The 26,017-nt window shown below is 35.4% G+C and carries 33 protein-coding genes; 13 read left to right on the top strand and 20 right to left on the bottom strand.

Features of this window, described 5'->3' with window-relative positions; all coding sequences use genetic code 11:
- Positions 1-40: 40 nt before the first annotated feature.
- Complete coding sequence (gene groL / locus HFD15_RS03700) at positions 41-1,669, top strand: chaperonin GroEL (RefSeq protein ID WP_003131585.1); 1,629 nt, start codon at positions 41-43, stop codon at positions 1,667-1,669.
- 45 nt (positions 1,670-1,714) lie between these two features.
- Here groL and HFD15_RS03695 read toward each other — a convergent pair whose 3' ends face one another.
- From HFD15_RS03695 to yycF, 3 genes are all read right to left on the bottom strand, one after another.
- Positions 1,715-2,527, bottom strand: coding sequence for an MBL fold metallo-hydrolase (locus tag HFD15_RS03695; RefSeq protein WP_003131583.1), 813 nt, complete (start codon positions 2,525-2,527; stop codon positions 1,715-1,717).
- Between the two features lie 168 nt (positions 2,528-2,695).
- Positions 2,696-4,138 (bottom strand): cell wall metabolism sensor histidine kinase WalK, encoded by a 1,443-nt coding sequence (locus HFD15_RS03690; RefSeq protein ID WP_012897229.1) that lies wholly within the window; start codon positions 4,136-4,138, stop codon positions 2,696-2,698.
- Positions 4,131-4,832 carry a response regulator YycF gene (gene yycF / locus HFD15_RS03685; RefSeq protein WP_003131580.1) on the bottom strand — a complete coding sequence of 234 codons (702 nt, stop codon included), beginning with the start codon at positions 4,830-4,832 and terminating at the stop codon, positions 4,131-4,133. The genes HFD15_RS03690 and yycF overlap by 8 nt, the downstream gene beginning before the upstream one ends.
- 177 nt (positions 4,833-5,009) lie before the next feature.
- On the opposite strand from yycF, the gene tmk reads away from it, so the two are divergent.
- The 5 genes from tmk to rsmI all read left to right on the top strand — a co-directional run bounded on the left by tmk (position 5,010) and on the right by rsmI (position 8,666).
- A complete protein-coding gene (gene tmk / locus HFD15_RS03680) occupies positions 5,010-5,645 on the top strand; it encodes a dTMP kinase (RefSeq protein WP_058208487.1) in 636 nt (211 codons plus the stop codon).
- A 132-nt stretch (positions 5,646-5,777) separates the two neighbouring features.
- A complete protein-coding gene (locus HFD15_RS03675) occupies positions 5,778-6,638 on the top strand; it encodes a DNA polymerase III subunit delta' (protein WP_012897231.1) in 861 nt (286 codons plus the stop codon).
- A gap of 51 nt (positions 6,639-6,689) precedes the next feature.
- A complete protein-coding gene (gene ricT / locus HFD15_RS03670) occupies positions 6,690-7,472 on the top strand; it encodes a stage 0 sporulation family protein (protein WP_023188991.1) in 783 nt (260 codons plus the stop codon).
- Complete coding sequence (gene yabA, locus HFD15_RS03665; protein WP_011675472.1) at positions 7,465-7,791, top strand: DNA replication initiation control protein YabA; 327 nt, start codon at positions 7,465-7,467, stop codon at positions 7,789-7,791. Before ricT ends, yabA begins: the two co-directional genes overlap by 8 nt.
- A complete protein-coding gene (gene rsmI, locus HFD15_RS03660) occupies positions 7,791-8,666 on the top strand; it encodes a 16S rRNA (cytidine(1402)-2'-O)-methyltransferase (RefSeq protein WP_058208488.1) in 876 nt (291 codons plus the stop codon). Before yabA ends, rsmI begins: the two co-directional genes overlap by 1 nt.
- Before the next feature lie 76 nt (positions 8,667-8,742).
- Here the strand turns inward: rsmI and HFD15_RS03655 are convergent, their stop codons facing one another.
- The 16 genes from HFD15_RS03655 to HFD15_RS03580 form a co-directional block, all read right to left on the bottom strand.
- A complete protein-coding gene (locus tag HFD15_RS03655) occupies positions 8,743-8,934 on the bottom strand; it encodes a hypothetical protein (RefSeq protein ID WP_012897234.1) in 192 nt (63 codons plus the stop codon).
- A 1,028-nt stretch (positions 8,935-9,962) separates the two neighbouring features.
- Positions 9,963-10,295 carry a hypothetical protein gene (locus HFD15_RS03650; protein WP_023163756.1) on the bottom strand — a complete coding sequence of 111 codons (333 nt, stop codon included), beginning with the start codon at positions 10,293-10,295 and terminating at the stop codon, positions 9,963-9,965.
- A complete protein-coding gene (locus HFD15_RS03645; RefSeq protein WP_058225857.1) occupies positions 10,295-10,606 on the bottom strand; it encodes a hypothetical protein in 312 nt (103 codons plus the stop codon). Before HFD15_RS03645 ends, HFD15_RS03650 begins: the two co-directional genes overlap by 1 nt.
- Before the next feature lie 248 nt (positions 10,607-10,854).
- Positions 10,855-11,427 (bottom strand): hypothetical protein, encoded by a 573-nt coding sequence (locus HFD15_RS03640; RefSeq protein WP_023163758.1) that lies wholly within the window; start codon positions 11,425-11,427, stop codon positions 10,855-10,857.
- A 13-nt stretch (positions 11,428-11,440) separates the two neighbouring features.
- Positions 11,441-11,755 (bottom strand): hypothetical protein, encoded by a 315-nt coding sequence (locus HFD15_RS03635; RefSeq protein ID WP_023163759.1) that lies wholly within the window; start codon positions 11,753-11,755, stop codon positions 11,441-11,443.
- Between the two features lie 121 nt (positions 11,756-11,876).
- Positions 11,877-12,026 carry a hypothetical protein gene (locus HFD15_RS03630; RefSeq protein WP_023163760.1) on the bottom strand — a complete coding sequence of 50 codons (150 nt, stop codon included), beginning with the start codon at positions 12,024-12,026 and terminating at the stop codon, positions 11,877-11,879.
- A 23-nt stretch (positions 12,027-12,049) separates the two neighbouring features.
- Entirely contained in the window at positions 12,050-12,793 is a 744-nt protein-coding gene (locus tag HFD15_RS03625) for a hypothetical protein (protein ID WP_167593315.1), read from the bottom strand.
- Positions 12,790-13,539: a phage replisome organiser protein gene (locus HFD15_RS03620; protein WP_167593316.1), complete on the bottom strand. Its 750-nt coding sequence runs from the start codon at positions 13,537-13,539 to the stop codon at positions 12,790-12,792. Before HFD15_RS03620 ends, HFD15_RS03625 begins: the two co-directional genes overlap by 4 nt.
- An 11-nt stretch (positions 13,540-13,550) precedes the next feature.
- Positions 13,551-13,877, bottom strand: a complete 327-nt coding sequence (locus HFD15_RS03615; protein WP_023163763.1) for an HTH domain-containing protein — start codon at positions 13,875-13,877, stop codon at positions 13,551-13,553.
- Entirely contained in the window at positions 13,864-14,127 is a 264-nt protein-coding gene (locus HFD15_RS03610) for a hypothetical protein (RefSeq protein ID WP_081199233.1), read from the bottom strand. Before HFD15_RS03610 ends, HFD15_RS03615 begins: the two co-directional genes overlap by 14 nt.
- Positions 14,124-14,312: a hypothetical protein gene (locus HFD15_RS03605; protein ID WP_081200226.1), complete on the bottom strand. Its 189-nt coding sequence runs from the start codon at positions 14,310-14,312 to the stop codon at positions 14,124-14,126. Before HFD15_RS03605 ends, HFD15_RS03610 begins: the two co-directional genes overlap by 4 nt.
- Positions 14,313-14,378: 66 nt before the next feature.
- Entirely contained in the window at positions 14,379-14,621 is a 243-nt protein-coding gene (locus HFD15_RS03600) for a hypothetical protein (RefSeq protein WP_054247183.1), read from the bottom strand.
- A gap of 38 nt (positions 14,622-14,659) precedes the next feature.
- On the bottom strand, positions 14,660-14,929 hold the full coding sequence (locus HFD15_RS03595; protein WP_023163767.1) for a hypothetical protein: 270 nt from the start codon (positions 14,927-14,929) through the stop codon (positions 14,660-14,662).
- A complete protein-coding gene (locus HFD15_RS03590; RefSeq protein WP_167593317.1) occupies positions 14,926-15,444 on the bottom strand; it encodes a hypothetical protein in 519 nt (172 codons plus the stop codon). Before HFD15_RS03590 ends, HFD15_RS03595 begins: the two co-directional genes overlap by 4 nt.
- A gap of 4 nt (positions 15,445-15,448) precedes the next feature.
- Complete coding sequence (locus tag HFD15_RS03585; RefSeq protein ID WP_167593318.1) at positions 15,449-15,643, bottom strand: DUF1655 domain-containing protein; 195 nt, start codon at positions 15,641-15,643, stop codon at positions 15,449-15,451.
- Positions 15,644-15,888: 245 nt separating this feature from the next.
- On the bottom strand, positions 15,889-16,062 hold the full coding sequence (locus HFD15_RS03580) for a hypothetical protein (RefSeq protein ID WP_164976560.1): 174 nt from the start codon (positions 16,060-16,062) through the stop codon (positions 15,889-15,891).
- A 152-nt stretch (positions 16,063-16,214) separates the two neighbouring features.
- Here HFD15_RS03580 and HFD15_RS03575 point away from each other — a divergent pair, with 152 nt between their 5' ends.
- Both HFD15_RS03575 and HFD15_RS03570 read left to right on the top strand, forming a co-directional pair.
- A complete protein-coding gene (locus tag HFD15_RS03575) occupies positions 16,215-16,928 on the top strand; it encodes a helix-turn-helix domain-containing protein (RefSeq protein ID WP_167593319.1) in 714 nt (237 codons plus the stop codon).
- A gap of 56 nt (positions 16,929-16,984) precedes the next feature.
- Positions 16,985-18,184, top strand: a complete 1,200-nt coding sequence (locus HFD15_RS03570) for a site-specific integrase (RefSeq protein ID WP_167593320.1) — start codon at positions 16,985-16,987, stop codon at positions 18,182-18,184.
- Positions 18,185-18,278: 94 nt separating this feature from the next.
- Here HFD15_RS03570 and mvk read toward each other — a convergent pair whose 3' ends face one another.
- Positions 18,279-19,211 (bottom strand): mevalonate kinase, encoded by a 933-nt coding sequence (gene mvk / locus HFD15_RS03565; RefSeq protein ID WP_047686423.1) that lies wholly within the window; start codon positions 19,209-19,211, stop codon positions 18,279-18,281.
- Between the two features lie 304 nt (positions 19,212-19,515).
- On the opposite strand from mvk, the gene mvaD reads away from it, so the two are divergent.
- The 5 genes from mvaD to HFD15_RS03540 all read left to right on the top strand — a co-directional run bounded on the left by mvaD (position 19,516) and on the right by HFD15_RS03540 (position 25,923).
- The gene (gene mvaD / locus HFD15_RS03560; protein WP_023188990.1) at positions 19,516-20,472 is read left to right on the top strand and encodes a diphosphomevalonate decarboxylase; all 957 of its coding nucleotides are present in this window, start codon (positions 19,516-19,518) and stop codon (positions 20,470-20,472) included.
- Complete coding sequence (locus HFD15_RS03555) at positions 20,459-21,448, top strand: mevalonate kinase (RefSeq protein ID WP_021721904.1); 990 nt, start codon at positions 20,459-20,461, stop codon at positions 21,446-21,448. The genes mvaD and HFD15_RS03555 overlap by 14 nt, the downstream gene beginning before the upstream one ends.
- A gap of 52 nt (positions 21,449-21,500) precedes the next feature.
- A complete protein-coding gene (fni, locus tag HFD15_RS03550) occupies positions 21,501-22,544 on the top strand; it encodes a type 2 isopentenyl-diphosphate Delta-isomerase (protein ID WP_033900479.1) in 1,044 nt (347 codons plus the stop codon).
- A gap of 157 nt (positions 22,545-22,701) precedes the next feature.
- Positions 22,702-23,322 carry a superoxide dismutase gene (locus HFD15_RS03545; RefSeq protein WP_003131560.1) on the top strand — a complete coding sequence of 207 codons (621 nt, stop codon included), beginning with the start codon at positions 22,702-22,704 and terminating at the stop codon, positions 23,320-23,322.
- A gap of 246 nt (positions 23,323-23,568) precedes the next feature.
- Positions 23,569-25,923 (top strand): carbon starvation CstA family protein, encoded by a 2,355-nt coding sequence (locus HFD15_RS03540; protein ID WP_058208490.1) that lies wholly within the window; start codon positions 23,569-23,571, stop codon positions 25,921-25,923.
- Positions 25,924-26,017: the final 94 nt, after the last annotated feature.

Raw genomic sequence — 26,017 nt, 5'->3', positions numbered from 1 at the left:
ATCTATAAAATTAAAAATATATTCTTAAAAAGGAGCTAAAATGTCAAAAGATATTAAATTTTCAAGTGATGCTAGAACAGCGATGATGCGTGGGATTGATATTCTTGCTGATACAGTAAAAACAACCCTTGGACCAAAAGGTCGCAATGTTGTTCTTGAAAAATCATATGGATCACCTTTAATTACAAACGATGGTGTAACGATTGCCAAAGAGATTGAACTTGAAGATCATTTTGAAAATATGGGAGCTAAACTTGTTTCAGAAGTTGCTTCAAAAACAAATGATATCGCAGGTGACGGTACAACAACAGCGACAGTTTTGACACAAGCTATCGTTCGTGAAGGTTTAAAAAATGTTACCGCAGGTGCAAATCCAGTTGGTATTCGCCGAGGAATTGAACTTGCTGCTGAAACAGCTGTTGCGTCAATTAAAGAGATGGCAATTCCTGTCCACGATAAATCAGCAATTGCGCAAGTAGCTACCGTTTCATCACGTAGTGAAAAAGTGGGTGAGTATATTTCTGATGCAATGGAACGTGTAGGTTCTGACGGAGTTATCACCATTGAAGAATCAAAAGGGATGCAAACTGAACTCGATGTTGTTGAAGGAATGCAATTTGACCGTGGATATTTGAGTCAATATATGGTTTCTAATACAGAAAAAATGGTTGCTGAATTAGATAATCCTTATATTCTTATTACCGACAAAAAAATCTCAAACATTCAAGAAATTTTACCGCTCCTTGAACAAATCTTGAAAACAAATCGTCCACTTCTTATTGTAGCTGATGATGTTGATGGAGAAGCATTGCCAACGCTTGTTCTTAATAAGATTAAAGGTGTCTTCAATGTTGTAGCTGTAAAAGCACCAGGATTTGGTGATCGTCGTAAAGCTCAATTGGAAGATTTAGCTATCTTGACAGGTGGTACAGTAATTACTGAAGAACTTGGTCTTGATCTTAAAGATGCTACTCTTGAAGCTTTAGGACAAGCAGCTAAAGCAACTGTGGATAAAGACCACACAACAATTGTTGAAGGTGCTGGTTCTGCTGATGCTATTTCTGATCGTGTAGCTATTATTAAAGCGCAAATTGAAAAAACAACTTCTGATTTTGACCGTGAAAAATTACAAGAACGTCTTGCAAAATTAGCTGGTGGTGTTGCAGTTGTTAAAGTTGGTGCTGCAACTGAAACAGAGCTCAAAGCAATGAAACTCTTGATTGAAGATGCACTTAATGCAACACGTGCAGCCGTTGAGGAAGGTATTGTTTCTGGTGGTGGTACAGCACTTGTTAATGCTATTGCTGCTTTGGATAAACTTTCAGAAGAAGGAGATATTCAAACAGGTATTAACATTGTTCGCCGTGCTCTTGAAGAACCAGTTCGTCAAATTGCTGCCAATGCAGGATATGAAGGTTCAGTTATCATTGATAAGCTTCGTTCAGAAGAAGTAGGTACAGGTTTCAATGCTGCAACTGGTCAATGGGTTAATATGATTGAAGAAGGAATTGTTGACCCTGCAAAAGTAACTCGTTCAGCTTTGCAAAACGCGGCTTCTGTTGCTGGTTTAATTTTGACTACTGAAGCAGTAGTTGCTAATAAGCCAGAACCAGCTGCTCCAGCTATGCCTCCAATGGACCCTAGCATGGGAATGGGTGGTATGATGTAATAAAAAAGAACCCTTAGGGTTCTTTTTTTATTTGCTGATGAGTAACTAAATATCGTAAAGTTGACTAGCATGTTCGTGACTAGTATCAAGGATCTTCAAGTCCTTTTTGGTATCGACATCATGTTGCTGTAAGTAACCATCCATAGTAAGATGAGCAAGTTCTTTGATATTATTATTTAAACTCAAGTGCCCTAGAAAAATTCGTTTTGTCTTATTACCATGAATACTAAAAGCAGCCTCAGCGCCGTCCTCATTAGATAAGTGGCCTTGGTCACTTAGGATACGTTGCTTTGTCCGCCAAGGATAGGCTCCCATGCGGAGTATCTCAATGTCATGGTTTGATTCCATAAGATAAGCATCTGCATTTTCAATGGTTCCACGCATTCTATCGGATACATAACCTGTATCAGTTAGCATAACAAAACTTTTGTTATCTTTCATGAAACGATAAAACTGTGGTGCGATAGCATCGTGACTCACGCCGAAAGATTCAATATCAATATCACCAAAAGTCATTGTTTTTCCCATTTCAAACAGATGTTTTTGTTCAACAGGGATTTTTCCTAAAGCATTTTTACTATCTAGTTCAGACCAAGTATCTTCATTTGCGTAAAGGTCAATACCATATTTTCTTGCCAAAACACCAATCCCTTTGATATGGTCACTATGTTCATGGGTAATTAATAAAGCATCAATATCATGAATGTCACGGTCAATTTCTGATAGTAAACTTTCTATTTTTTTTCCAGATAGTCCGGCATCAACAAGAATTTTTTTCTTTGGAGTTTCTAAGTAAAAAGAATTTCCTGTTGAACCAGAGGCTAAAATGGAATATTTAAAGCCATTTTGTTCAGTCATACAGTCTATTGTAGCAGAAAAATAGTGGGATTGCCATGAGCTTTTATATTTTATTTGAAAATAAATTTATCAGGAAACTCATTAGCTTAAGAGAGTTTTTTGTGGTAAAAGTCTAGGTTTATTCAAAAAATGAGTCCACAAATATGTATGGACTCTTTTTAGGGGAAATTATTCATTATCCTCAAATTCAAACTCATCAGTGCCATCATCCCAGTCATCTGCGGCTTCTAAAGAATATGGAAGAGTGAAACTAAAGGTCGTTCCTTTTCCTTCTCCTTCGGAGCTTGCAAAAATTGTTCCGCCATGTATTTTAACAATATCATGGACAATGGAAAGGCCTAAACCTGTCCCCCCAACTTTTGAATTTCTTGAAGCATTATCAACTCGGTAGAAACGGTCAAAAATCTTAAGTAAATCAGATTTTGGAATTCCCATTCCTTGGTCACTGATGGAGATTAGAACGTCACTTTCACGTTTTTCAACGGAAATTGTAATAGTTCCACCTTTAGGTGAATACTTAATTGCATTTCCGATGATATTGTCAATGACTTGAGCAATTTTATCGGTATCAATTTCGACCCAGATGGGCTGTTCAGAGTATTTTCTGACTAGAGTGAAATTAGAAGAGATTAAATCGTTTGATTCGGTTTCTAAAATTTGGTCTAAACGGTTAATTTGATAGTCTAAGAAGGCAATTAAATTAATCATTTCTTTATTAAGAACGATTCGGTCTTGATCCATTCTTGATAAAGTCAAAAGGTCGGAAATCATTCGAATCATCCGATTAGTTTCAGTAAGTGAAACATTAATAAAGGATGAAGCTGTTTCTTTATCCTCAATGGCTCCGTCTTCTAGTGCTTCCAAGTAGGCTTTTACTGAGGTGAGCGGAGTTCGGAGTTCATGAGAAACATTGGAAACAAAGAGACGGCGCTCTCGTTCGGCCTTGTCTTGTTCAGTCATATCATGTAAGACGGCAATAATTCCTGAGATGAAACCAGATTCACGACGAAAGAGGGCAAATTTAATGTGGAGCGAAATGGATTCATTCCCAGCATCATGTGTCTCAATAGTTATTTCAGGTTCTTTTTCTAATAAATCATAAAAATTATATTGGTCAGCAATTTTTAAAACTTCAACAATATTTTTTTGCATCAAGAGATCATTATCTGTATTCAAATAATGCAAAGCTGATTTATTGGCCATAATAATATTTCCACGACGATCGGTGGCAATGACGCCATCAACCATATATGCGAGAATACTATCTAATTGATTACGCTGATTTTCAAGATTGTTCTGCGTGCGAACAATATCTTCACCAAGTTTTAAAATTTCATCATATAATTCATTGATTTCACTCGTCCCTTTTGGGATTTTATCCCGATTTAAATAGCCATTTTTTATGTCATTCATCTGTTTAGAAACATTCACAATCATGCGATGTTGCTGATTGAGAAAGACTAAAACAAAGACGAGTGAAAATAAGTAATAACCAATAAAAGTACTTAAATGAGCAAAATTGTAATCAAAACTGCTCATAAAAAGGATGACAAAAAGAAGTAGGTGTGCAACTACTCCTTTAAAAATCATTGAATTAAAAAATTTAATCATGTGGGTTGCTCATGTAGTAGCCAACCCCGCGGCGTGTTGAAACATATTGTGGACGGCTTGGAGTATCTTCAACTTTTTCACGTAAACGACGAACAGTAACGTCAACTGTACGAACATCTCCAAAGTAGTCATAACCCCAAACGGTTTCCAAAAGGTTTTCACGAGTGATCACTTCGCCAAGGTGTTGAGCAAGGTAGTAAAGCAATTCAAACTCACGGTGTGTAAGGTCGAGTTGTTTATCATTTTTATAAGCCGCATAGTGTGCTGGATTGATACGGAGGTTTCCGATAATCAATTCTTTCTTGACATTGTCAGTAGATTCAGCAGGCGCGACATTGATACGACGCAAGTTTGCTTTAATACGAGCTAATAGTTCACGGTTTGAGAATGGTTTTGTGACATAATCATCAGCACCAAGTTCAAGACCAATTACTTTGTCAAATTCACTATCTTTAGCTGACACCATAATAATTGGAGTGTCAGAAGTTTTACGGATTTCACGTGCAACATCAAGACCATCAAGTTTAGGTAACATCAAATCAAGCAGAATAAGGTCAGGTTGTACTTCTTTAAATGCTTCAAGAGCTTCTTCACCATCAAAAGCTGTAAAGACTTCAAAACCTTCTTTGGTTAAATTAAATTTTACGATATCTGATATTGGTTTTTCATCATCAACAACAAGAATTTTTTTCATAGTTGTCCTTTCAAGTGGAAAATTTTTTATTGAATGTTACTCGTATTTATTTGAATTAACAAATCAAGTAAGCTGTTTCAGTTATATTATACAATTTTTAGTAAAATTACGCAAAAAGAGACCCTATTATTTTTAGAAAAAAGATAAAATATTTGTTTTTTTGGTATAATAGAGGCTATGAATGGAATTCTAATTTCCCTTGAGGGACCCGATGGAGCAGGAAAAACAACGGTTTTAAAAGAAATTTTACCTGAAATCCAAAAAATGAAGCGCGAAATTGTCCCAACTCGTGAACCAGGCGGTGTTCGAGTGGCGGAAGAAATTCGCCAAATTATTCTTGATCCAAAGAATACAGAGATTGATTCTAAAACCGAGTTAATGCTTTTTGCGGCGGCGCGTCGTTTACATATGCAAGAAAAAATGTTGCCAGCTTTACAAGCGGGTAAAGTTGTCATTGTTGACCGATTTATTGATTCATCTGTCGCCTATCAGGGGTATGGCCGTGATTTGGGTGTCGAAGTTGTTGATTGGCTTAACTATTTTGCAACAGATGGGTTGAAGCCTGATTTGACGCTTTATTTTGATGTTGATACGGATGTTGCCCTTGAGCGAATTATGAAAAATCGAGCTGATGAGGTAAATCGTTTAGATTTGGAAAGAGCTGAGATGCATCGTAAAGTTCGTGAAGGTTATTTGGAGATTATTGTAAAAGAACCTGAGCGTTTTGTAAAAATAGATGCAAGTCAACCTTTAGAAAAAGTGGTAGCTGATACACTTTCCGTCCTCAAAAAAAGATTTGTCAGTGAATTTTAAAGACAATTTAATCTGTCAGCAAAATTAAGAATGCTAAAAAATACTTACATTTTTCAAAAAATGAGGATGTTAAATAGTTTTTTTAATTTTGTTATTTAGACTAGATTTGGTAAATATTTAGAAAGGTTTCTTGTGGAAATAAAAGATATTCAGCCTCAACTTTATAAGCAGTTCTCAACGATTTTGCAACATGGAAAATTAAGTCATGCTTATTTATTTTCAGGGGGATTTGGTTCTTTTGAATTAGCAATCTGGCTGAGTCAAGCCTTATTTTGTGAGAATCCTGAAAATTCTTTGCCTTGTGGACATTGTCGTTCTTGTCGTCTTGTTGCCCAACAAGAATTTACCGACTTACATATCGTTGAACCTGATGGACAAACGATTAAAACAGCACAAATTCGGGAACTGACACAGGTTTTCAATGAATCTGGTTATGAGGGAAAACAACAGGTGATTTTAATTAAGGAAGCTGAAAAAATGCATCCTAATGCAGCAAATGCTCTATTGAAATCAATTGAAGAACCAGAAACAGAAATTGTTGTTTTTTTACTGACAGACAATGAAAATATGATTTTACAAACAATAAAATCACGGACACAAATTATTAATTTTCCAAAAAATGTTCAATACTTACAAGATTTTTTGGAAAAGAATGGTATTTTAAAAACACAAGCAGAACTTCTTGCGGAAATCTGTAATTCGACTGACAAAGCATTAGAATTAGCTCAGCAGAGCTGGTTTAACGAAGGGCTCCAAAGACTTCAACAATTTGTAAAACTTCTAAAAACATCTGCTGACGAGGCGTTCTTGTATTTGAAAGAATTAGTCGAAATTTTTGATGACAAAGAAAAACAAAATCAAGCGTTTGAACTTTTATTACAACTTTTTAATCAAGAAAGAATGAGTCAGGAACTTTTAAAAACATTTCAGGCAATAAAAATGTGGAAAAGCAATGTCCGATTTGAGTCAAGTTTAACTTTTCTTGTTTTATGAAACTTGTCAAACTTATCCTTTGATTGAAAAATCTTATATCAGGAGAATATTATGATTTATGAAATAAAATTTGCACATGGCGAATCAAATGTATTTGCAATAAGTGATATAGAACTTGCTCCACAAACAGAAGTTATCCTTCGTTCAGATAAGGGAAACTTTTACGGAAAAATTGTACGTGAAATTTCTGAAGAAGCTAATCTTGAAATTCACCACACGATTGTGCGTGAAGTAAATGAGGATGATCTCCAAGTTATTGCAAAACTTGAAGAACGTTCTAAACAAGCCAAAGATAAAGTTCGCCAACTTATCATCGAACAAGGTTTGGAAATGAAAATTATTGATGTTGCTTATAATTTCGACCAAATGCAACTTTTTATTTCGTTTACAGCAGAGAATCGTGTTGATTTTCGATTGCTTTTGCGTGAGTTGGCAACAACTTTTAGAATTAGGATTGAACTTCGCCAAATTGGGCCAAGAGATGCGGCTAAAATTCATGGTGGACTTGGACCTTGTGGACGTCCTTTGTGCTGTTCTGAGTTTGTTTATGAATTTCCAAATGTTTCAATCAAAATGGCCAAAAATCAAAATCTATCTTTGAAACAAAATAAATTGAACGGTCTTTGCGGTCGTTTGATGTGCTGTTTAACTTATGAAGATAGTTTTTATAAAGAAGCCCAACAACTTTTCCCAGATTTTGGTGAGTTTGTAACTACCTCAGAAGGAAAAGGAAAAGTTGTTGGCTTAAATGTTTTAAAAAATAGAGTAAAAATCCGCTTTGGAGAATATAGCAAGGATTTTGAACTTGCAGAAATTGAGGTGAATCATGGCTGATAAATATGATGTTTTCGACCAACTGGGCGAACTTGAAAATACATTAAATACCACATTAACGCAAATTTCAGGAATTCGCCAAGTGCTTGAAGCATCAATGACTGAAAATGCAACCTTACGCATGGAATTAGAAAAATTGCGTGACCGTTTGGCAGAATTTGAGAAAAAAGAAGTTAAAAAAGAAACGCCTAAAGACCAGCCAAATCCTAACTTGATTCAAATTTTTAATGAAGGTTTCCATGTTTGCCATCTGCATTATGCAGAACGATTGGCTGAAGGGGAATCTTGTTTAGATTGTTTGGAGCTTTTGTATCGCTGATGGAAAATAAATTTAATATTCAACGGTCATTTAAAGGCCTAAAAACTACTGGAAGTCTTTATTTGGTTCCAACACCAATTGGCAATATGCAAGATATGACTCTACGTTCTCTTGAAACTTTGAAAACTGTAGATTTGATTTGTTCAGAAGATACGCGAAATACTTTGCGCCTTTTAAACCATTTTGAAATTAAAGTTCCGCAAGAATCTTTTCATGAACATAATTCCCAAGAAAAAATTCCTAAATTAATTGATTTTTTGAAAAAAGGACAATCTATTGCACAGGTTTCTGATGCTGGAATGCCTTCAATTTCTGACCCAGGCCATGATTTAGTTTTAGCTGCAATTGATGAAGGAATTGATGTTATCGCTCTTCCTGGTGCCTCAGCAGGAATTACTGCCTTGATTGCCTCAGGATTAGTTCCTCAACCTCATATTTTTTATGGCTTCCTTCCTAGAAAAAAAGGGGAGCAGCAAAAGTTCTTGAAAAGTAAGCTTTCTTATCCAGAAACACAAATTTTCTATGAGAGTCCTTTTAGAGTTGGGGATACTTTGGCTAACATGCAGGAAATTTATGGGGATAGAGAAGTTGTTTTAGTTCGCGAATTAACGAAGATTTATGAAGAATATCGTCGTGGTAAGATTTCAGAGGTTTTAGAATCTTTAACGGACCAACCAATAAAAGGGGAATGCCTAATTATTGTTTCAGGAGCGGATGAAGTGGCTCAAGAAGTTCAAGAGCCAGAATTGACAGCGCTCGAAGCAGTTAAAGTTTTAGTTGAACAAAGTGTAAAACCCAATGTTGCCATTAAACAAATTGCTAAAGAACGAGGTCTAAATCGTCAAGAATTATATGCAGAATTTCATGATTTATAAGCAAAAAGTTACTGACAGGCAGTCTGTCAGTAACTTTTTTATATTTTTGATTGATTAAAATTTCTGTCAGTAAAATTTAACAGTGCCCGTCAACATTTTCGTTAATCCATTTTTGATTTTCCTCATCAAAAATTCTTAAAGAACGTTGTGAACGTACAAAATCAATGATTTCTTTACGATTTAGCTTTGTTTTACTGACAGCCGAGCCAACAGTAACAATTTCCATTTTTTCGATGAGTGATTGAAGAATTTCGTATTGATTTTCCATAAGTTATCCTTAGTGCAAATTGATAGATTCATTATAACAAAAAAAGATGGTCATCAACCATCTTAAAATGAGTAAATCCAAGTATTATTTTAGAGTATAAATCTGCATAAATATATTAGTATTTAAATAAGTAAAATCTAGGTTTCTATTAAATCGAATCTATATAAAAAGACTTAATAAAACTTCAAAACTCTGTTAAAATACGCTGTTAAAAATGCACCGCCGTGCGCAGAATTGAGAATCATGATAAGCACTTATTGAGTGCTTTTTATTTTTATTATTTTACAAGTGTACCTTCAGGTACGCTTGTTTTAAATATCCATATAACAAGCGTAGTTTCAACTACGGATGTTCAGAACAGTATGTAAATTTTGTATGTTGCTAGAATTTGCTGTGTATTTGTAACTACGGAGCTATGATATTTTTGTTTTGAATGGGTACACCTCAAAGTTACCCCATAAAAAACGGGAATGGGCGTTAAAATCTTTACACCCTTAACAGTATTTTAGTGGCATAGCTTTCTGCCACAAGTGGCAAAAACGAAAATTTCGTTGTATTCCTGAGGGGGTCGTGATTCGCGACTCCTTTTTAATAGGTCCGACAAGTCCGAATACTTTTGTGTTCTTCAACTTAGGACAGGTAATAACTTACCTATCCTGTAAAATGTTTACTGAGGGGACTTTTTCCTTTAGGAATCGGCCGAAAATTCGGCTCATTAACTATCTTAGGTTTTGTATCTAAATTAACAGAAGAAAGTTGATGTTGATAGGGTGTAGTTTGAAGTACACCCTATCCATTATTGATTAACTTAAAAAATCGCTCAGCGCAAACTTGCGCTCTCCTGAATCTTCTGTAAAGTAGCTCGCCACACTTTTGTGGTCAGCTATTTAGGACGAGCCAATTTTGGTTTCACCTCAACTATCAGAAATTTAGGAATACAAAAAAGCTCCCCTCGGGACAAGGAGAAACTTTTTCAACTTATTATACCACAGCGCATTTCTGCGACTTTTTATTGTAACTCTATTATATCATGCTTTGGCTATAATTTCCTTAGCTTTCTTCATGATTTTTCCTGTCCTTTTAGAAATTTGACTATTAGTTAATCCTGTGAGTTCTGCAGTATCTGGAATACTTAATAACTCAACATACCTAAGGCATAATAAAGCTATAGTATCAGTAGCTGTGTTATCAAATATTTCATCAAGCTCCTCCAATAGTTTGAGAAGTCTTGGTAAATTACCCGGTTCAGCGCCTGTCTTTTCAATATAGGTCTGTTTACTTGCTGCGCTTAAATGTAATATCCCTCGGAGGTACCATTTTATTACATCATTAGGTTTGCCCCAGTAATATCTTACTGCCATTATTTCTCCTTGCTGTTGTCGTATAGTTGTAAGAAGTAGTAAGCACCTTTCTTGGCTAACTTTCTAATGTATCCTTCTGACACCCCTTGCTCACGCGCTATGGTTGTATAATAGACATGTTTAAGATGATGACGGATAATAATTTTATATTCTCTGTGGTGTTCTGTACTGAATTTTTTGAGAACTTCGTTTATATGCTTAATTTCTTTATCTGTCAGGTCAGTCTCTCCGAACCGATAAACACGCCAGACTTTAAAAATAATGTTCTCAAACCGCCTGTATTCTTGCTCTGTGATTAGTGGCCTACTCATATCTTTATCCTTTCCGAGATTCCAACATTTTCCAACAAATCGTACCTTTTTAGGGACTCCCGAATCTACATTTTGCAATTTTTACCATACGCCACCGTGTCCGAAATGTCCGGATATCATCCTTTTTAAGGCCTCCAAAATCTCCAATATCGTACCCCGTATATTATTAGAAAATCTTTCAATTAGCCTATTACTACGGGCTTTTTTAGTAGAAAAACATAAGCCTACAAAATAGTAGGCCTTTTTTATTATCTAATCTCTTCTCGCACTTTGCGTTTAATTACATCCGCTTTTTCTCTAAAAGTAAAAGTATAGTTAAATATATGATTAAGGCTTGTATCCCACTCTGCCCCAGCTTTACCAAATTCAACTTTAATTTTTCCAAGAGCCGTTGTCAGATTACCTTGATACTCTGTTTGTAAAGCGTAGCGTTTTTCTAATACCGCCATCACATCTTGTATGAATTTGTCAGTAAGAGTATCTACATCATTTCCAAGATCCTCAATAGGTTTGAGATTATCTCTATCTTGATTTTGGGCTTTGTTCAACTTATGCTGTAAATCAAAGTCAGCAATTGCTTTTCGTTGCTCTGCATGTAACTCTGACAATTCTTTGTCTATTGATTCAACATCTAAGCTGTCGCTCTTTCGTTTTCTAATATTATCAATTGAAAAACGTTCTTCAATTGGTAGCTCCTCAATTTTTTTAGATTCCTCTCGCTGCATTAAGAGAGCTTGCTCGGCTTTGTTAAAGGGGGCCATTGCCTCTTGAAACTCAGAAACCACCTTCATAACATTTCCGTCTATAAATTTTTCTACCATTCCTAGCTCCTCTTTATTCCATATCATTGATTTGTAATTTCAAAAGTTCTGCTTGAGTTTTATCGCCATTCGCTACAGCTTTTTGCAATCGCGCTTTTAAAATTCCTTTTCTGTCAGATAGGTAGTCCTCTGTAAAACCTGCTTGAAAAATCGGTTCCTCAACTCCATTTTCAAAAGATTTACCTACAAGAATGCCACCTCTTGCAACCTCTTTTTTTATTTCTGCTTTTTTACTTTGTTTTTCTTCCAAAGCGTCCAATCGCTCATTAATCGGAGCGAGGAACTCATCTAGAGTTTCCTTAAAAACTTCTGGTGTAACGTTTTCCATTTTTTTCCTTCTTTCTTGCTATAAGAAAACAAAAGAGGCACTCAAACTTCCCCAGAAAGTTGGGAAAATCTAAGCGCCTCTAGTTATCTAGTCAGCATATAAATTTTATAACTCTATTATATCAATTTAAAGGCTTTTCTGCAACCTCTCTAATCACGCGCACAGCCTTTCCGTCTTGAATTTTAACCCTGATATCACAATATGGTTCTACCATTCTATTAATGATAATTTTGCCATCCAGCATAATGATGATTTCTTTTTGTTCAGCCAAGTTATCTCCTCTAATTCATTCTTTTATCTTTGAATTCCTTTACTGGATATATTCATTATTTGAGCTTTATTAATCCTTTTCCGTAAGCGAATTGGTAATTGTTCCAATCTGTAATCGCTCTCCGGAATCGTCAAAATAACGATAGTACCCGTTTCTTTTACACTTAGTAACATTGCATTGATATCCTCGAGTTCTTTATCTACAAAATCAGCTAATGAATTAAGAATTAGAATATCAGCAGTTTCAATATCATATTTGAGTTTTAAAAATTTTTGCTTTTCTTCCTCGCTCATGAAACGATTACGGCGTTGTTCTGCATATTTATCAGGTCTGATTACTTTAACTTTTACGCTTTGGCCAATATTATCAGTAATCCATTTAACAAAACTTTCAGCATTATTAACACTTAACTCATCAGCATAATCATATTTGACAACAACATCTTTTCTAAGGTCCACACCTTTTTGAAGCTTTATTTTTTCAAAATAATCAACCTCTTGTGGCTTAGTGACATCAGTACCATATTCTGGTGAGGCTCCCAATTCAACGAGCTTTCTATCTTTATATTCATTTTGGCATTGAGGGCAGAAACGAGGCTGATAAGTTCTTTTTTCTCCGGACTTAGAACTACCTGCCATTGAATTAACTTCTCTCTGTACCTGCCATAAGTTGCAATGATGTATGCTACAAGTTCCGACACCTTCTTTTATTATTTCTACCTCATAATTGGCAAAATGGTCTATTGCTTCTTTTTCTTCAATCATCAAATATAACCTCCCAGTCTAGGCTGAGTGCTTAGTTGAGGTAAAACTTGGAAATCATCAAAAGTCTCCTTATTACCATTGATAAAATTAATAGCATTAACAGAAAACTTTCCAGTTGAATCATCAGACTTTTCCCGCTTATACCATTGATAATAATTCTTAGCTCCGATTACTGCTTGTTCTTTCTGTGAATCTGATAATTTAACAAACTCAATTTTTACAGCTTCGCGCAATTTATTATTTTTCATTGCTAATTTGGTAAAAGTTTCAAAATAAACAGAAAGCAAAGAATTTGTATCTTTATCTATTCTTTCCTTTTCTGTCCTAACCTCTCCTGACCTATCCTTACCTAACCTATCCTTACCTGTGTCAACTTCTCGTGGACGTTCCGTGGACGATTTATTTATATCTAAAACATACGCCCCGTTTTCATCATCACTCAACTTAGATTTTTCAAGTTTATAGACTGTTGGATTATAGGTATCTTTCCTTATATAATTATGAATTTTCCAATCTTTTATTACGATAACTCCATTATCAAATGGAATAATAAATTGCTTGGCAATGAGTATTTTTAAATCATCATCAGTAGCTCCACTAATTAATTTAATTGTTTTAGGATTCCCAACAAAACCATCATCATCAGCGCTCATATTTAGGTAAAAATATAATATTTTTGCTGTCGGAGACATCTCCATAAACAGGTCTGTTTCAACAATTTTTTTGCTGAACATTCTTCTCTGTGCCATTTTATCCCCCTTTAATCAATCATTTTATCAAGCCAATCAAGAGAGGCACTGCGCACGCCCATAACTGCTTTTAAGGTACTGTATGCCATGTTTTCTTTTTTTGTAATGCCTTTGGTTCGCTCCTCTTCATTGAGCGGTGCAAAATAGCCAATATTATCAATTGAGCCAATGGCGCACCCTTTGCCTTGTAAGAACTCAATACGAGCTTGTAAGGTGCGTAGATTAACATTTAAGGATTGAGCCAATAATTCTCCGTCAATAGCTTTATCAATTCCCCTATGGTCTGCTAATATCTTAATAATGTTTTGGTCTAATCTTTGTAAATCAGTTATCTTCATTTTTGTTATCCTTTATCTGTAATTTTATAGCGGCTAGCTCCTTGCCCAAAACAGGGATTACTTGGGTGCATAGGTTGTTTCTCACTCCAACAGGAAAGTTGATACCTGTACTATCTTCAAACTGCTGTATAAGGTCATGTTTAACTGCGCGTGCGTTATGAATAAGTTTGAATGGGTGTTTCCCTATTGGTCTAAAACTATTCCGTCCGTAGCGTTTAACAGCCGTATAGCCTTGGTGGTGTTCTATCATTTTGCCACCTCTTCAAATAGATTAATCTCTCCGCCTGTTTTTTCCCCCTCGAATCGTGTACCAGTTTTTGTTCTATTTGGCTTATAAGTGTAACCGTATAAAATACCTTGATTCACGTTTAAAGGGTCAAATGCTTCAATCTGCTTGCCTGTAAGCTCTGAGTGGTAGGATTTCAAACTCCTCATACCAGGACTATCAACACCAACCACATAAGGACAAACTCTAATAATATTTGTATCCAAGATTATCCCTCACTTTTCTAAATCACTAATAATATTTCTGATGATTTGTAAATCTTTCGTTCGCAACTCCGCGTAGTGGTTTGGGGTTAATTCTGAATGGCTTAACACAGCGCTTTCTGTTTCATAATTTTTTATAATTCTAGCGTAAACATTAGAATTGGTACAAATTACCCAACCAATGTTTTTATCGAAATTTACACAAAGCTCGTGTTCGCAATCTGCGCTATTACAACACTTTTTGATTTTACTCATTTTATCCAACTCCTTTAGTTTTTCTCAGTAATTTTTTACTATTCTGCTAGTCTGTTCATGAGCTGTTCTAGTTGAATTTCTGACACCCAGACAGTTTTGTCATTTTCTTCAAGAATAACTTCACGTAAGCCAGCGGTCACTAATTTTTGATAATAAGCTTCATTGATTGATAATTTACGTTTCAAGTCAGCTTTTTTCTTATAGGGAAATTCACGGAGTTGCTCTACTCTTAACTCAACTAGCTTATCGGCTCGTTTTAGTACTGATTGAATAAGTTCTTGCTCCGCCTGTTCAGATAGTAAGCTCATAGCATGCCTCCATTCTTGCGCTTAGAGATAACTTCCATAACTGCAGTGGTTATTTTATCCTCACTAACTCCTAGCTCTTGAGAAAGCTCTCTAACATCATCAGCATTGATAATATTGAATGCTGACAGAGCTTTTTCTTTTAAGGTTTGGCGTTGCTTTCTAATTCCTCGAGCATACCCAGCCCAATAAGTATCTGTTGCAACCCAAAACGGGTCTTTGTCATTTTTAGCTTTATCAATGCTTATTTTTACTACTTCATTAAATAATGGGTCTAGTAAGCTTTTCCCTGTGATACATTTCAAGTCCTTTTTGGCTTGCTGTTTTGCTTTCCACTTTTCAACCATATTTGGTGTTATCTTTAGTTTCATTGGCTCTCTATTATTATTGATAAATAAAGTATTTGCATACGTATGCCCATTAATACTTGTTTTACCAAATGAACGGTGCTCGCTATCTTTTTCTAGCGGAGTTGATATAATCAGGATGTTTTTATTAATAGCAGCTACATTTTTCATATTCTTACCCCTTAACCATTTCTACTTGAATGTTATTTTCTAAAGTTGTGAAAGTCACTACTGGTTGACCGTCAAACAAGCGGTAGACATACTCATTTAGTTGGATAAAATGGCGTGCTTTGGCTTTTAACAAGTCCATAAGCTCAAAGGCGATTGAATCATCAAGGATATAAGTTTCCTTGTTTACTGGTTTGTTCATATTGAAAATTCCTCTCATTATGGTAAAATAGAGAGTAGAAAACGTATGATATTGCGCTTTCTACTCATGTTGATTAAAATCCCGCGGGTCGCCAAACTTTTGGGATTTTTTTGTGTTCTCAATTTTGTGTACTGGGCGGTACGTTTTCTAGTAATCATCCATTAATACTTGTCTCGGGGTTAACGTGACATACCCACGTTTAGCAGAAGCTATGCAATTGCTTACGTTCATTCTTGATAAGATGATTATTTGTTGATTAATTGGTCAAGTGCTTTTTCAACTCGTTCATGTCGCTCTTTATTAAGTTCTGTGCGTAGCCATACGCTTAAAGTTGAAGGGAAAATCCCAACTGCTGCAGCAAGCTCGTAGCTTTTGATATTATGTGTTAGCATTTTTTGACGAATTTCAATATTTGACATTTTGGTCTCCTTTTTATATTTTGTTTAACTAAAACAGTTTACAAATCTACTTTTTGATTTGTAACTATACTCTAGCAAACAATTTTTTGTTTGTCAAGTTGAAAGTATTTTGGTAAACTACTAGTAGTAAACATTTTTTTGGAGGAACTACAATGCTTGGAAAAAAACTTAAACAATATAGAGAGATTACTAAAGATACCGGGGAAACGATAGCGAATATAGCAGGAATAAAACGGGCGTATTTATCACAAATTGAGAATGAAAAAAAAGTACCTCCATTTGATACTTTTATAAGAATAGTTAAAGCGTTAGCTTCTAGGTCATTAATCACAACAGAAAATGCAAAAGTGATATTAACCGATGAAAACTATCAAGCTTTTTTGAAAAAATACTATGAAAGTGAGATTGGAAAAAAATCAAAGATATCGGAAAGTGAATTGAGAGAATTTTTCTTTAATTCATTCAATGCCAATAATTATTTTGATGATAATAATAAAATTGATGTTTTTATCATAATTTATGCAACTGATGAAATAAGAAAAGCTAAAGATGATTGGTGGTACAACTACTTTCTTTCAGATATAGTGAATTATTCTTTTCAAACTAAAGAACATATAACAGATAACGAATGGGAGATTCTTAATCAAATTAGTTCATTAAGAACTAACAATACATACACTACAAATGATACAAAAGTAGTTAATACCCTTAATGAGTTACTAGATAAAAAAACAGTTATTGTTGATTTAAATTCGATTGTTGACAAGAATATGAAATTGTTTTTAGGAGGACAAAGTCTAACTAATTCAGAGATGGTTATGCTGAAAGTTGCTCTAGACGCAATAAAATATAATCGACTAAAATAACTAACTTTCATGTTTTGACTTTTGCGTACTGGGCGGTGCTAGAAAGTAGAATCAACATGAACAAATTAAATATCAAAGAATACAAAACGAAAGGCGGAGAAGTGCGTTATATCCTCCGTGGCGCTTATATCGGTACTGATGTTCTAACTGGTAAGCAAGTTAAAACAGACGTCAGAGGGCGCACAAAAACAGGCGTCAAGAATGAACTTGAACGCCTTAAAAATGAATTTAAAAAGAATGGTAATACTAAAGGGAAAGTGTCTCTTGAAACATTTGGAGAAGTTGCTGAGAGTTTTTTTGAACTCTATAAGCTGCAGCATAAAATTGGAACTATCGACCAAATGAGGTCTAATCTTGATACTTACGCTTTGCCGGCTTTTGGAAATAAAAGAATCACCAAAATTACCACAGCACAGATACAGCAGCAAGTTATCAAATGGGCGAAAGGTGCGGCAGCTCCTTTAAATGGAAAGCATAAGCGTGTTTCAGGCCAAGGAAAAGACTATAAGCTACAGCTTAATGTTATCAACCGTATTTGTCAGCACGCGCTTTCTCTTGGAATCATTGAGACTAACCCTTGCCAGTCGGTTATTGTGCCTCAGGTAAAGATAGAGAAGTCCAGTAAAGAACTGAAATTCTATACAAAAGATGAACTCTCACAGCTATTTTCTTACGTTGAATCACTAGAGAGTGGCCAATGGTCAAATGAATATTTCAAGGCATTGCTGCGCGTGCTAGTGGCTACAGGCGTTCGGATTGGAGAGGCTATGGCGTTGTCTTGGTCTGATATTGACTTAGTTAATCAGACTATATCTGTCAGTAAAACTACAGTCCAGCGTGTAATAATACAAGATACGCCAAAGACTGATAAAAGTAATCGTGTTATTACCATAGATAGTAAGACGGTTTTATCATTGAAACGCTGGTACTTATTCCAAAAAAAGCACTTCATGAGTTTAGGTAATCCACAGCAAAAACTAGTATTTCCAAGTTACAAAGGGAAAGTAAAAGATTATAACCACGTTACTAAGTTTCTAAAGGACTGTGAGGAAGCAGCAGGGCTACCAGTATTATCGTTTCATGGCTTTAGACATTCACACGCTAGCCTCTGTTTAAATGCTGGAATGAGTTATAAAGTGATTCAAGAAAGATTGGGTCATTCAACCTTACAAATGACTATGGATTTATACTCACATCTTGAACCTGAGAAGAAGAACCAAGAGCTAGAACTTTTCTCAAAATACGCTAATTTTTGAGTGAAACTCTGTTAAAAGCTCTGTTAATTAAAAAAAGACAAAAAGAAAAGCCCTGTAACTCCAAATACAGCAAGGCTTTTTATGATTTATATTTTTAAATAGAGTAAATCCAAGTATTTTTAGCGCCATTTTTTAGAAGACGTTGACTGATACGAATAGCATCTTTTTCATTTTCAGCAAGGGCAACCATGACGCCACCTAGCCCTGAACCAGTTAATTTAGCACCAAGTGCACCATTTTTACGAGCGGTTTCGACTAAATTATCTAGACGTGGATGAGAAACTCCCAAATCAGATAATCTTTCGTGAGCTTTATTCATGACATGACCAAATTCTTTGAGTTTGTCTGTCATCAAAAAATCTTTTGAATCGGTCGCTAATTGACCTAAATGATTAATTGAATCTTGTGTTTTTTCTTTTTCTTCAACAAGTTTTTCGCGAACAATATTGATGGCTTGACTCGTAAAGCCGTGAACACCAGTATCGCCAATCACGATAAAACCATGAAGATTGAGTTCAAAGGGTTCAATTGTGCTGTCTTTAATAAACCACAAAGGGTGTTCAGAATTTACAGTTGCCACATCAATTCCAGAAGATTTTCCGTGAGTAATATTTTCTGAAAAGTTGGCATAAAAGAGTAAATCTTTTTGCGGAAGTTCAGCATCAAAGAAATCATAAAAAGCTCTGATAATGGCAGTTGCCAATGAAGCAGAAGCTCCCAAGCCACGTCCTTGAGGAATATTTGAATCAATTTCTAAAGAGAATGGCATTTTTGATGAATGAAATTTAGAGAGTAAGCGCATAATGAGTTGACGAATTCCTTCAAATTCATCTCCCATTAAATCAAGTCTTCTACGAAATTCGTTATTTTCAATGTATTGGCCATATTTTGATGAGGTAATTGTCACTGTAGTTTTAAGAATTGTTACAGGTAAGGCAATTGCTGGCTGACCATATACAACGGAATGTTCTCCAATTAAGATTAGTTTGGAATGGGCAATTCCCGTCCCCATTTTATTGATAGTCATTATTAACAATTCTCCTGCTAGATTAGTTTCTCATTTTGAAAATGTGAACTGCAAATTAGCATATTTTGGTTAAATTAAAGTCTTATCGAAGGAAAAATTCGATAAACTTTTTCCAATATCATAATTATGAATACAAAAACGTACCTGACAATTTTATAAAATTTCCTCTTGAAAATCAAGTTTTTGTTTCTCTTTTGGCTGTAAATTCATCATTTAGTCTGAAAAATGTATTTTTTAGTGTAAAAAATAACTTATTGAAATGATAGGAGAGAAGAAAGAATCAAATTTTTGATATAATAGTTTCATGAAAAATATTGTTACTGCAAGGGCGCATACAAATATCGCCTTGATTAAATATTGGGGAAAAGCGGATATCGCTCTAAATATTCCAACAACCTCTTCTTTGTCAATGACTCTGGAGCCATTTTATACAACAACCTCTGTTGAATTTACTGACAATGAGTCTGATTCCTTGATTTTGAATTCTGAAGTGGCAGATAGCAGCCGTGTCAGTCAATTTTTGGAAATGATGCGTGGACAATATGGAAATTTCCCTAAAGTAATGATTCAATCAGAAAATCATGTGCCAACAGCTGCTGGTTTGGCTTCAAGTGCTTCAAGTTTTGCTGCTCTGACAGCTGCTATGTTTGGACTTTTAGATTTAGAAAAAGATGATTCAGAAATGTCACGAATAGCTAGACGCGGTTCAGGGTCGGCTTCTCGGTCAATTTTTGGAAATTTTTCAGTTTGGAATAAAGGAGAAGATCATCAATCTTCCTTTGCGGAATCTTTTTACAACGAAGATATTGGTCTTTCAATGATTGTTGCTGAAATCTCTGCTGAAAAGAAAAAAATGTCGTCAACTAAGGGCATGCAATTGGCACAAACTGCACCAACTTACAGTGCTTGGGTTGAAAAATCAGCCATTCAACTGGAAGAAATGAAGCAGGCCATTTTAAATGCTGATATTGAAAAAGTTGGTCTAATTGCTCAGGATAATGCATTAGGTATGCATGAACAAAATCGTCTCTCTAACCAACCTTTTGATTATTTCACGCATGAAACAAGACGCGTGATTGACTTTGTGAATCAGGCTTACCAATCAGGATTGCTTGCTTTTGTGACTATCGATGCCGGTCCAAACGTCAAAATTATTACTGACCACGCGACTGAAAAAATTCTCTTAGCTAAATTACAAGCGGAATTTCCAGAATTAACATTTGATATCGCACGTGCTGGGGGCGCTTATGAATATCTCTGAGAAGAAAATGACAATCAAAGTGCCAGGAAAACTTTTTTTTGCGGGGGAATATTCAGTCACAAAAGAAGGAAATCTCGCCCTTATCACAACAATTGAAACAAATTTTGAAGTAAGAATTTCAGCTACTACAGGGAAATCAATTTTCAAAACAAATGTTGGACTGTCTGATTTTGAATTTTCTTTGTCTAAAATTGAATTTACTAAAGAAAATCCGTGGAATTTTGCACTGACAGCTTTAAAAAATACTTTGTCAGCTGCTGACAGCTTTGAAAAAAAATCTGTCAGTAAAATTTTATCATCATCTCCAGAAATTTCTCTTGAGATTGTCAGTGATTTAGGTTTTGGTGAAAATAAAAAAGGCTACGGCTCAAGTGCTTCAGTCGTTTGTGGTCTAGTTAATGCAGTCAATCAGTTTTTTGATTTGCAGTTGTCACTTGAAAAACGTTTTGAAATTGCCGCAAAAACGCATTTTGAAGTTCAAGGCTCAGGTTCAATGGGCGATATTGCTGCTATTATGTATGGTGGTTCTGTTTTTTATCAAAATCATAAGCGAGTCATACCTCTCGAAATTCCTTGGGCAACTTATGTGGTTCAAACAGGAAAAGCGGCAAAAACGAGTGAAAAAATAAAAATAAAGCTTTCTGATGAATTTTATCAAGCTTCAAATGAGCTGGTCATTGAATTGGCAACGGCGATTGACATTCAAGATTTTGCTTTATTCAAAGAAAAGTTATCAGAAAATCAACTTTTGCTTTTGGAGAATATTCCAGAAGGTTATATGACTAAAGAATTAGCTATTGCTTTAAACTTACTCAATAGCTATCCTGAATTTGCTGCTAAAATCTCTGGGGCCGGTTTTGGGGAGAATATTATTTTATTTGCTCAAAATACCCAAGCTATTGCTGAAGTCCAAAATAAATTATCGGAATATGGAATCAATCTTGAAAAATTTAAGGTTGCTCAAAAAAATAACTGAGATAAGTCTGCTAAAAAGCAGAGTTAGATTTTAATGAATTGAGAAATAACTGATGAAAACTGAAAAAGAAATCCATCAACATCGCAAAGATGAACACTTATCGTTAGCTTATAAATATTGGCGTGAAGAAAAAAATCAGACCTCGGGCCTGACTTTTTCTGATAGTCGAATCATTCCTAATAGTTTGCCAGAATTATCTACTGAAAAAATCAACTTTTCATCAGAAGTATTTGGACAGAATTTTGAATTTCCTTTTTATATTGAAGCTATGACTGGTGGAACAGAGCGAGCAGATAAAATCAACCGTCAATTAGCAGAAATTGCGAAAAATCAACATTTAGCTATGGCGGTCGGCTCTCAATCGATTGCTTTGAAGTTTCCAGAACTAGCTGCTGGTTTCAGTGAAGTTCGTAAAATACACTCTTCTGGTTTTCTTTTTGCCAATATCGGCGCAGGTCATTCTCTAGAAAATGCCAAGCGAGCGGTGGATATGATTGAGGCAAATGCTTTAGAAATCCATGTCAATACAGCGCAAGAATTGCCAATGGATGAAGGAGACCGTGAATTTTATTGGTTAGAAAATATTAATGAAATTGCAAGTCAATTAGAAGTTCCAGTCATTGTCAAAGAGGTCGGTTTTGGAATTTCACAAAAAACCTTCAAAGCACTCGCAAAAACAGCTGTCTCAGGAATAAATATTGGGGGAGCTGGCGGAACTAATTTTGCTTGGATTGAACGTAAACGGAGTAAAAATGGTTTTAACTTGGATGAATTTGGTTTGTCAACGCTTGAGAGCCTTTTAGAAGCTAAAATGGCTGATAATAGAAAAAGTTTGATTGCAACAGGTGGAATTACTTCGGCTCAAGAGATTTTTAAATCTTTAATTTTAGGGGCTGATTTGTCAAGTTCTGCTGGTTTTATCTTGAAAAATCTTATGCAAACAGGGCCTGAAAAAGTAGAAGAAGTTATTGAACAATGGAAACAAGATTTGAATAAATTATTTGTTTTAACTGGTTCAAAAAATATTGAAGAATGTCGAAAGGTTGAGCTCCTTTACTCGACTAATATGCTTAATTTTATCCAACAAAGAAAATAATAAATTACAAATCAAATCATTTGGCAATGGTTTCAAAAACGACTATAATGAGAATAGAATTAAAAAAATAAACTAACTGAATTCATTCTCAATCTAGTCAAAATACCAAAGTATTAAGACTTCAAAATGGGTTCACATCTTAAAAGGAGAAATTACTATGGCATTTACATTACCTGAACTTCCATACGCGCCAAATGCGCTTGAACCTTTCTTTGACGAAGCAACAATGCGTTTGCATCATGGAAAACATCATCAAACTTATGTGAATAATCTTAATGCAGCAATTGAAAAACATAATGAACTTGATGACCTTAGCCTTGAAGAATTATTGACAGATTTGTCAGCAATTCCAGAAGACATTCGTACAGCTGTTCGTAACAATGGTGGTGGTCATTTGAACCATAGTCAATTCTGGCTTTGGCTTCGTCCAAACACTGACGGTTCTGAAAACCATGCTGACGGCGAAATTGGGGATGCAATTGCGAAAGAATTTGGTAGTTTTGAAACTTTCAAAACAGAATTTAAAGCTGCAGCCACAGGTCGTTTTGGTTCAGGATGGGCTTGGTTAGTTGTTGATGAAGCTGGAAAATTGAAAGTTGTATCAACTGCAAATCAAGATAATCCAATTTCTGAAGGGTTGACACCAGTTTTAGGACTTGATGTTTGGGAACATGCTTACTATCTTAAATATCACAATGTACGTCCTGATTACATTGAAGCATTCTTTAATCTTGTAAACTGGGATAAAGTTAACGAACTTTATGCTAAAGCAAAATAAAATGATGAATGAGGCTCTCCTTTAAGGAGAGCTTTTTTTATTTTAGAGAAACCTTTTTTAATGTTAGACTATTCTTTTGGAAATTTATCTTATTTTTACAAAAAGATGTTTTAAGGAGATTTTTTTAAACTTAAATGTTTATATTTTTGATTAAATAGTGCTAAAATATTAATGTAATCGGTTACATTTTGTTTTAAAAAATATGGAAGGTCAAATGCATTAATAATTGCATAGGAATAGAGGATTATGAAAGATATTGGAAACTCTTCAAACTTTACCGAAGAAGAAGAGCTATTTTTGTTGCGGAATAAACAAGGAAAAATTGTCGGAATTAAAGATTTAAAGCAGGCAAATTTTCAAGAAACAATGAAAGACTGGAAAAAACATTTACCAAAACCCAGTCTTCTATCAATTATCATTTGGGTGGCGGTCGCTTTACTAGGTGGTCTTGCTTGGTCGTTGATTGCTCTGGCTCAAGGAGAGACGATTAATGCGATTTGGTTTGTTATTGCAGCAGTTTGTTCTTATTTGATTGGCTATCGTTTTTATGCTTTATATATTCAACGTAAGATTATGCGTCCAAATGATTTACGGGCAACTCCTTCGGAAAGCCATAATGACGGAAAAGAATTCGACCCAACCAATCGAGTTGTTTTATTCGGTCACCATTTTGCTTCAATTGCTGGAGCTGGGCCTTTGGTTGGACCAGTTTTAGCGGCACAAATGGGTTACTTACCAGGGACAATTTGGATTATTTTCGGAGTTATTTTTGCCGGAGGGGTACAAGATATGCTTGTTCTCTGGTATTCTCATCGTCGTCGAGCAAAATCTATTGGGGCAATGGCTCATGATGAAGTTGGTAGATTTGCTGGTGGCTTGACTTCATTTATTGTATTTATCATGACAATGATTGTTCTTGCTGTTTTAGCTTTGATTTGTGTGACGGCGATGGCAAATTCTGCTTGGGCAGTCTTTTCGATTGGGATGACCATCCCAATTGCCTTGTTAATGGGAATTTATTTGAAATATATTCGCCCAGGGCATGTGAATGAAATTTCAGCGATTGGTTTTATTCTCCTTTTAGTTGCTATTTTTGGTGGCCGTTGGGTTTCGGAATCTTCATTTGCGCATATTTTCATGCTTTCGCCAACTGCTTTAGTTTGGTGGGTCATGGGCTATACTTTTATTGCAGCCATTATCCCCGCTTGGATTTTACTTACGCCTCGTGATTACTTATCCATGTTTATGAAAATTGGTACAATTGCTGTTTTAGCAATAGCTGTAGTTGGTGTGCGTCCAGATGTTACGATTCCAGCTCTGACTAATTTTGCACATAATACAGATGGTCCTGCTTTTGCTGGTTCCCTCTTTCCCTTCTTATTTGTTACGATTGCCTGTGGAGCCTTGTCTGGTTTCCATGTAATGATGTCTTCTGGAACAACGCCTCATTTGATTGCTAAAGAGTCACAAACGCGAATGATTGGTTATGGTGGGATGCTCTTTGAATCATTTGTTGCTATTATGGCTTTAGTCGCTGCGATTTCTCTTAATCCTGGAATTTATTATTCTATGAATACCCCTCAAGCTAGTATTCAAAAACTCGCAGCTTCAAGTTATCAAGCAGATAAAAGTGCCGAATATAATGCTGCCAAAGCAATTCCAAATGTAGCCATGATGCCTGATGGTTCAAAACTCAGTATTGACTGGGAAGGAACGACTGGTGAAAAAGCACTTGAGCAAGTGGCAAAAGATGTAGGTGAACAATCAATCGTTTCACGGACTGGTGGTGCACCAACTTTAGCCGTTTCAATGTCAAATATTCTACATAAGGTTCCACTTATTGGTGGGACAAATATGATGGGATTCTGGTATCATTTTGCGATTATGTTTGAGGCGCTCTTTATCCTGTCCGCTGTTTCAGCGGCAACAAAATCGACTCGTTATTTACTTAATGATGCCCTGCGTGGCTTCAAAAAATTAGGTCGCTTAGGTGATGATGATTGGTTACCTAGTAAAATTATAACGACAGCAGTGATTGTTGGAGTTTGGGGTGCTTTGCTTTTGATGGGCGTTTCTGATCCGAATGGTGGAATAAAAATCATGTATCCGCTCTTTGGGATTTCTAATCAATTAATTGCGGCGGTAGCTCTGGCTATTGTTTGTGTCATGGTTATCCGTAAAGGTTATCTTAAATGGGTTTGGATTCCAGCACTTCCTTTAGTTTGGGATGTTTGTGTAACTTTTGCGGCCAGTTGGCAAAAAATCTTTTCAAGTGATGTCAATATTGGTTACTTTGCTTCTTATTCAGCAGCAAAAGCCCAAGTGGCTTCTGGTAAATTATCTGGTCTAGCATTAACGAATGCGCAAGCAACCATGCGTAATACAATGATTCAAGGAAGTCTGTCAGTCATTTTCTTACTTTGTGTGGCTATATTATTAGTCATCTGTGCCTTTAAAGTTACTAAAATTTTAAGAACAAATGAAGTTGGTGATAAATTTAGCTCAGAAGAAGTTTTTGAAGAATCAAATCTTTTTGAAACTTCAAGTTTCTGGCCTAGTAAGCTTGAACATAAGGTTTTAAAAAGTAAAGTTAATGAATAATGGAAAATAAAAGTTACTGACAGGATTTCTGTCAGTAACTTTTTATTTATAATATAATCACTGACTTCAACGTTGAACAGCTGTCAGTAATTTT

This window comes from Lactococcus sp. EKM203L (assembly GCF_011800585.1).
In the GTDB taxonomy this organism is placed as follows: Bacteria; Bacillota; Bacilli; order Lactobacillales; family Streptococcaceae; genus Lactococcus; species Lactococcus lactis.
Note: the sequence above shows the minus strand (reverse complement) of the source record. Positions and strands in the feature narration are given on the sequence as shown.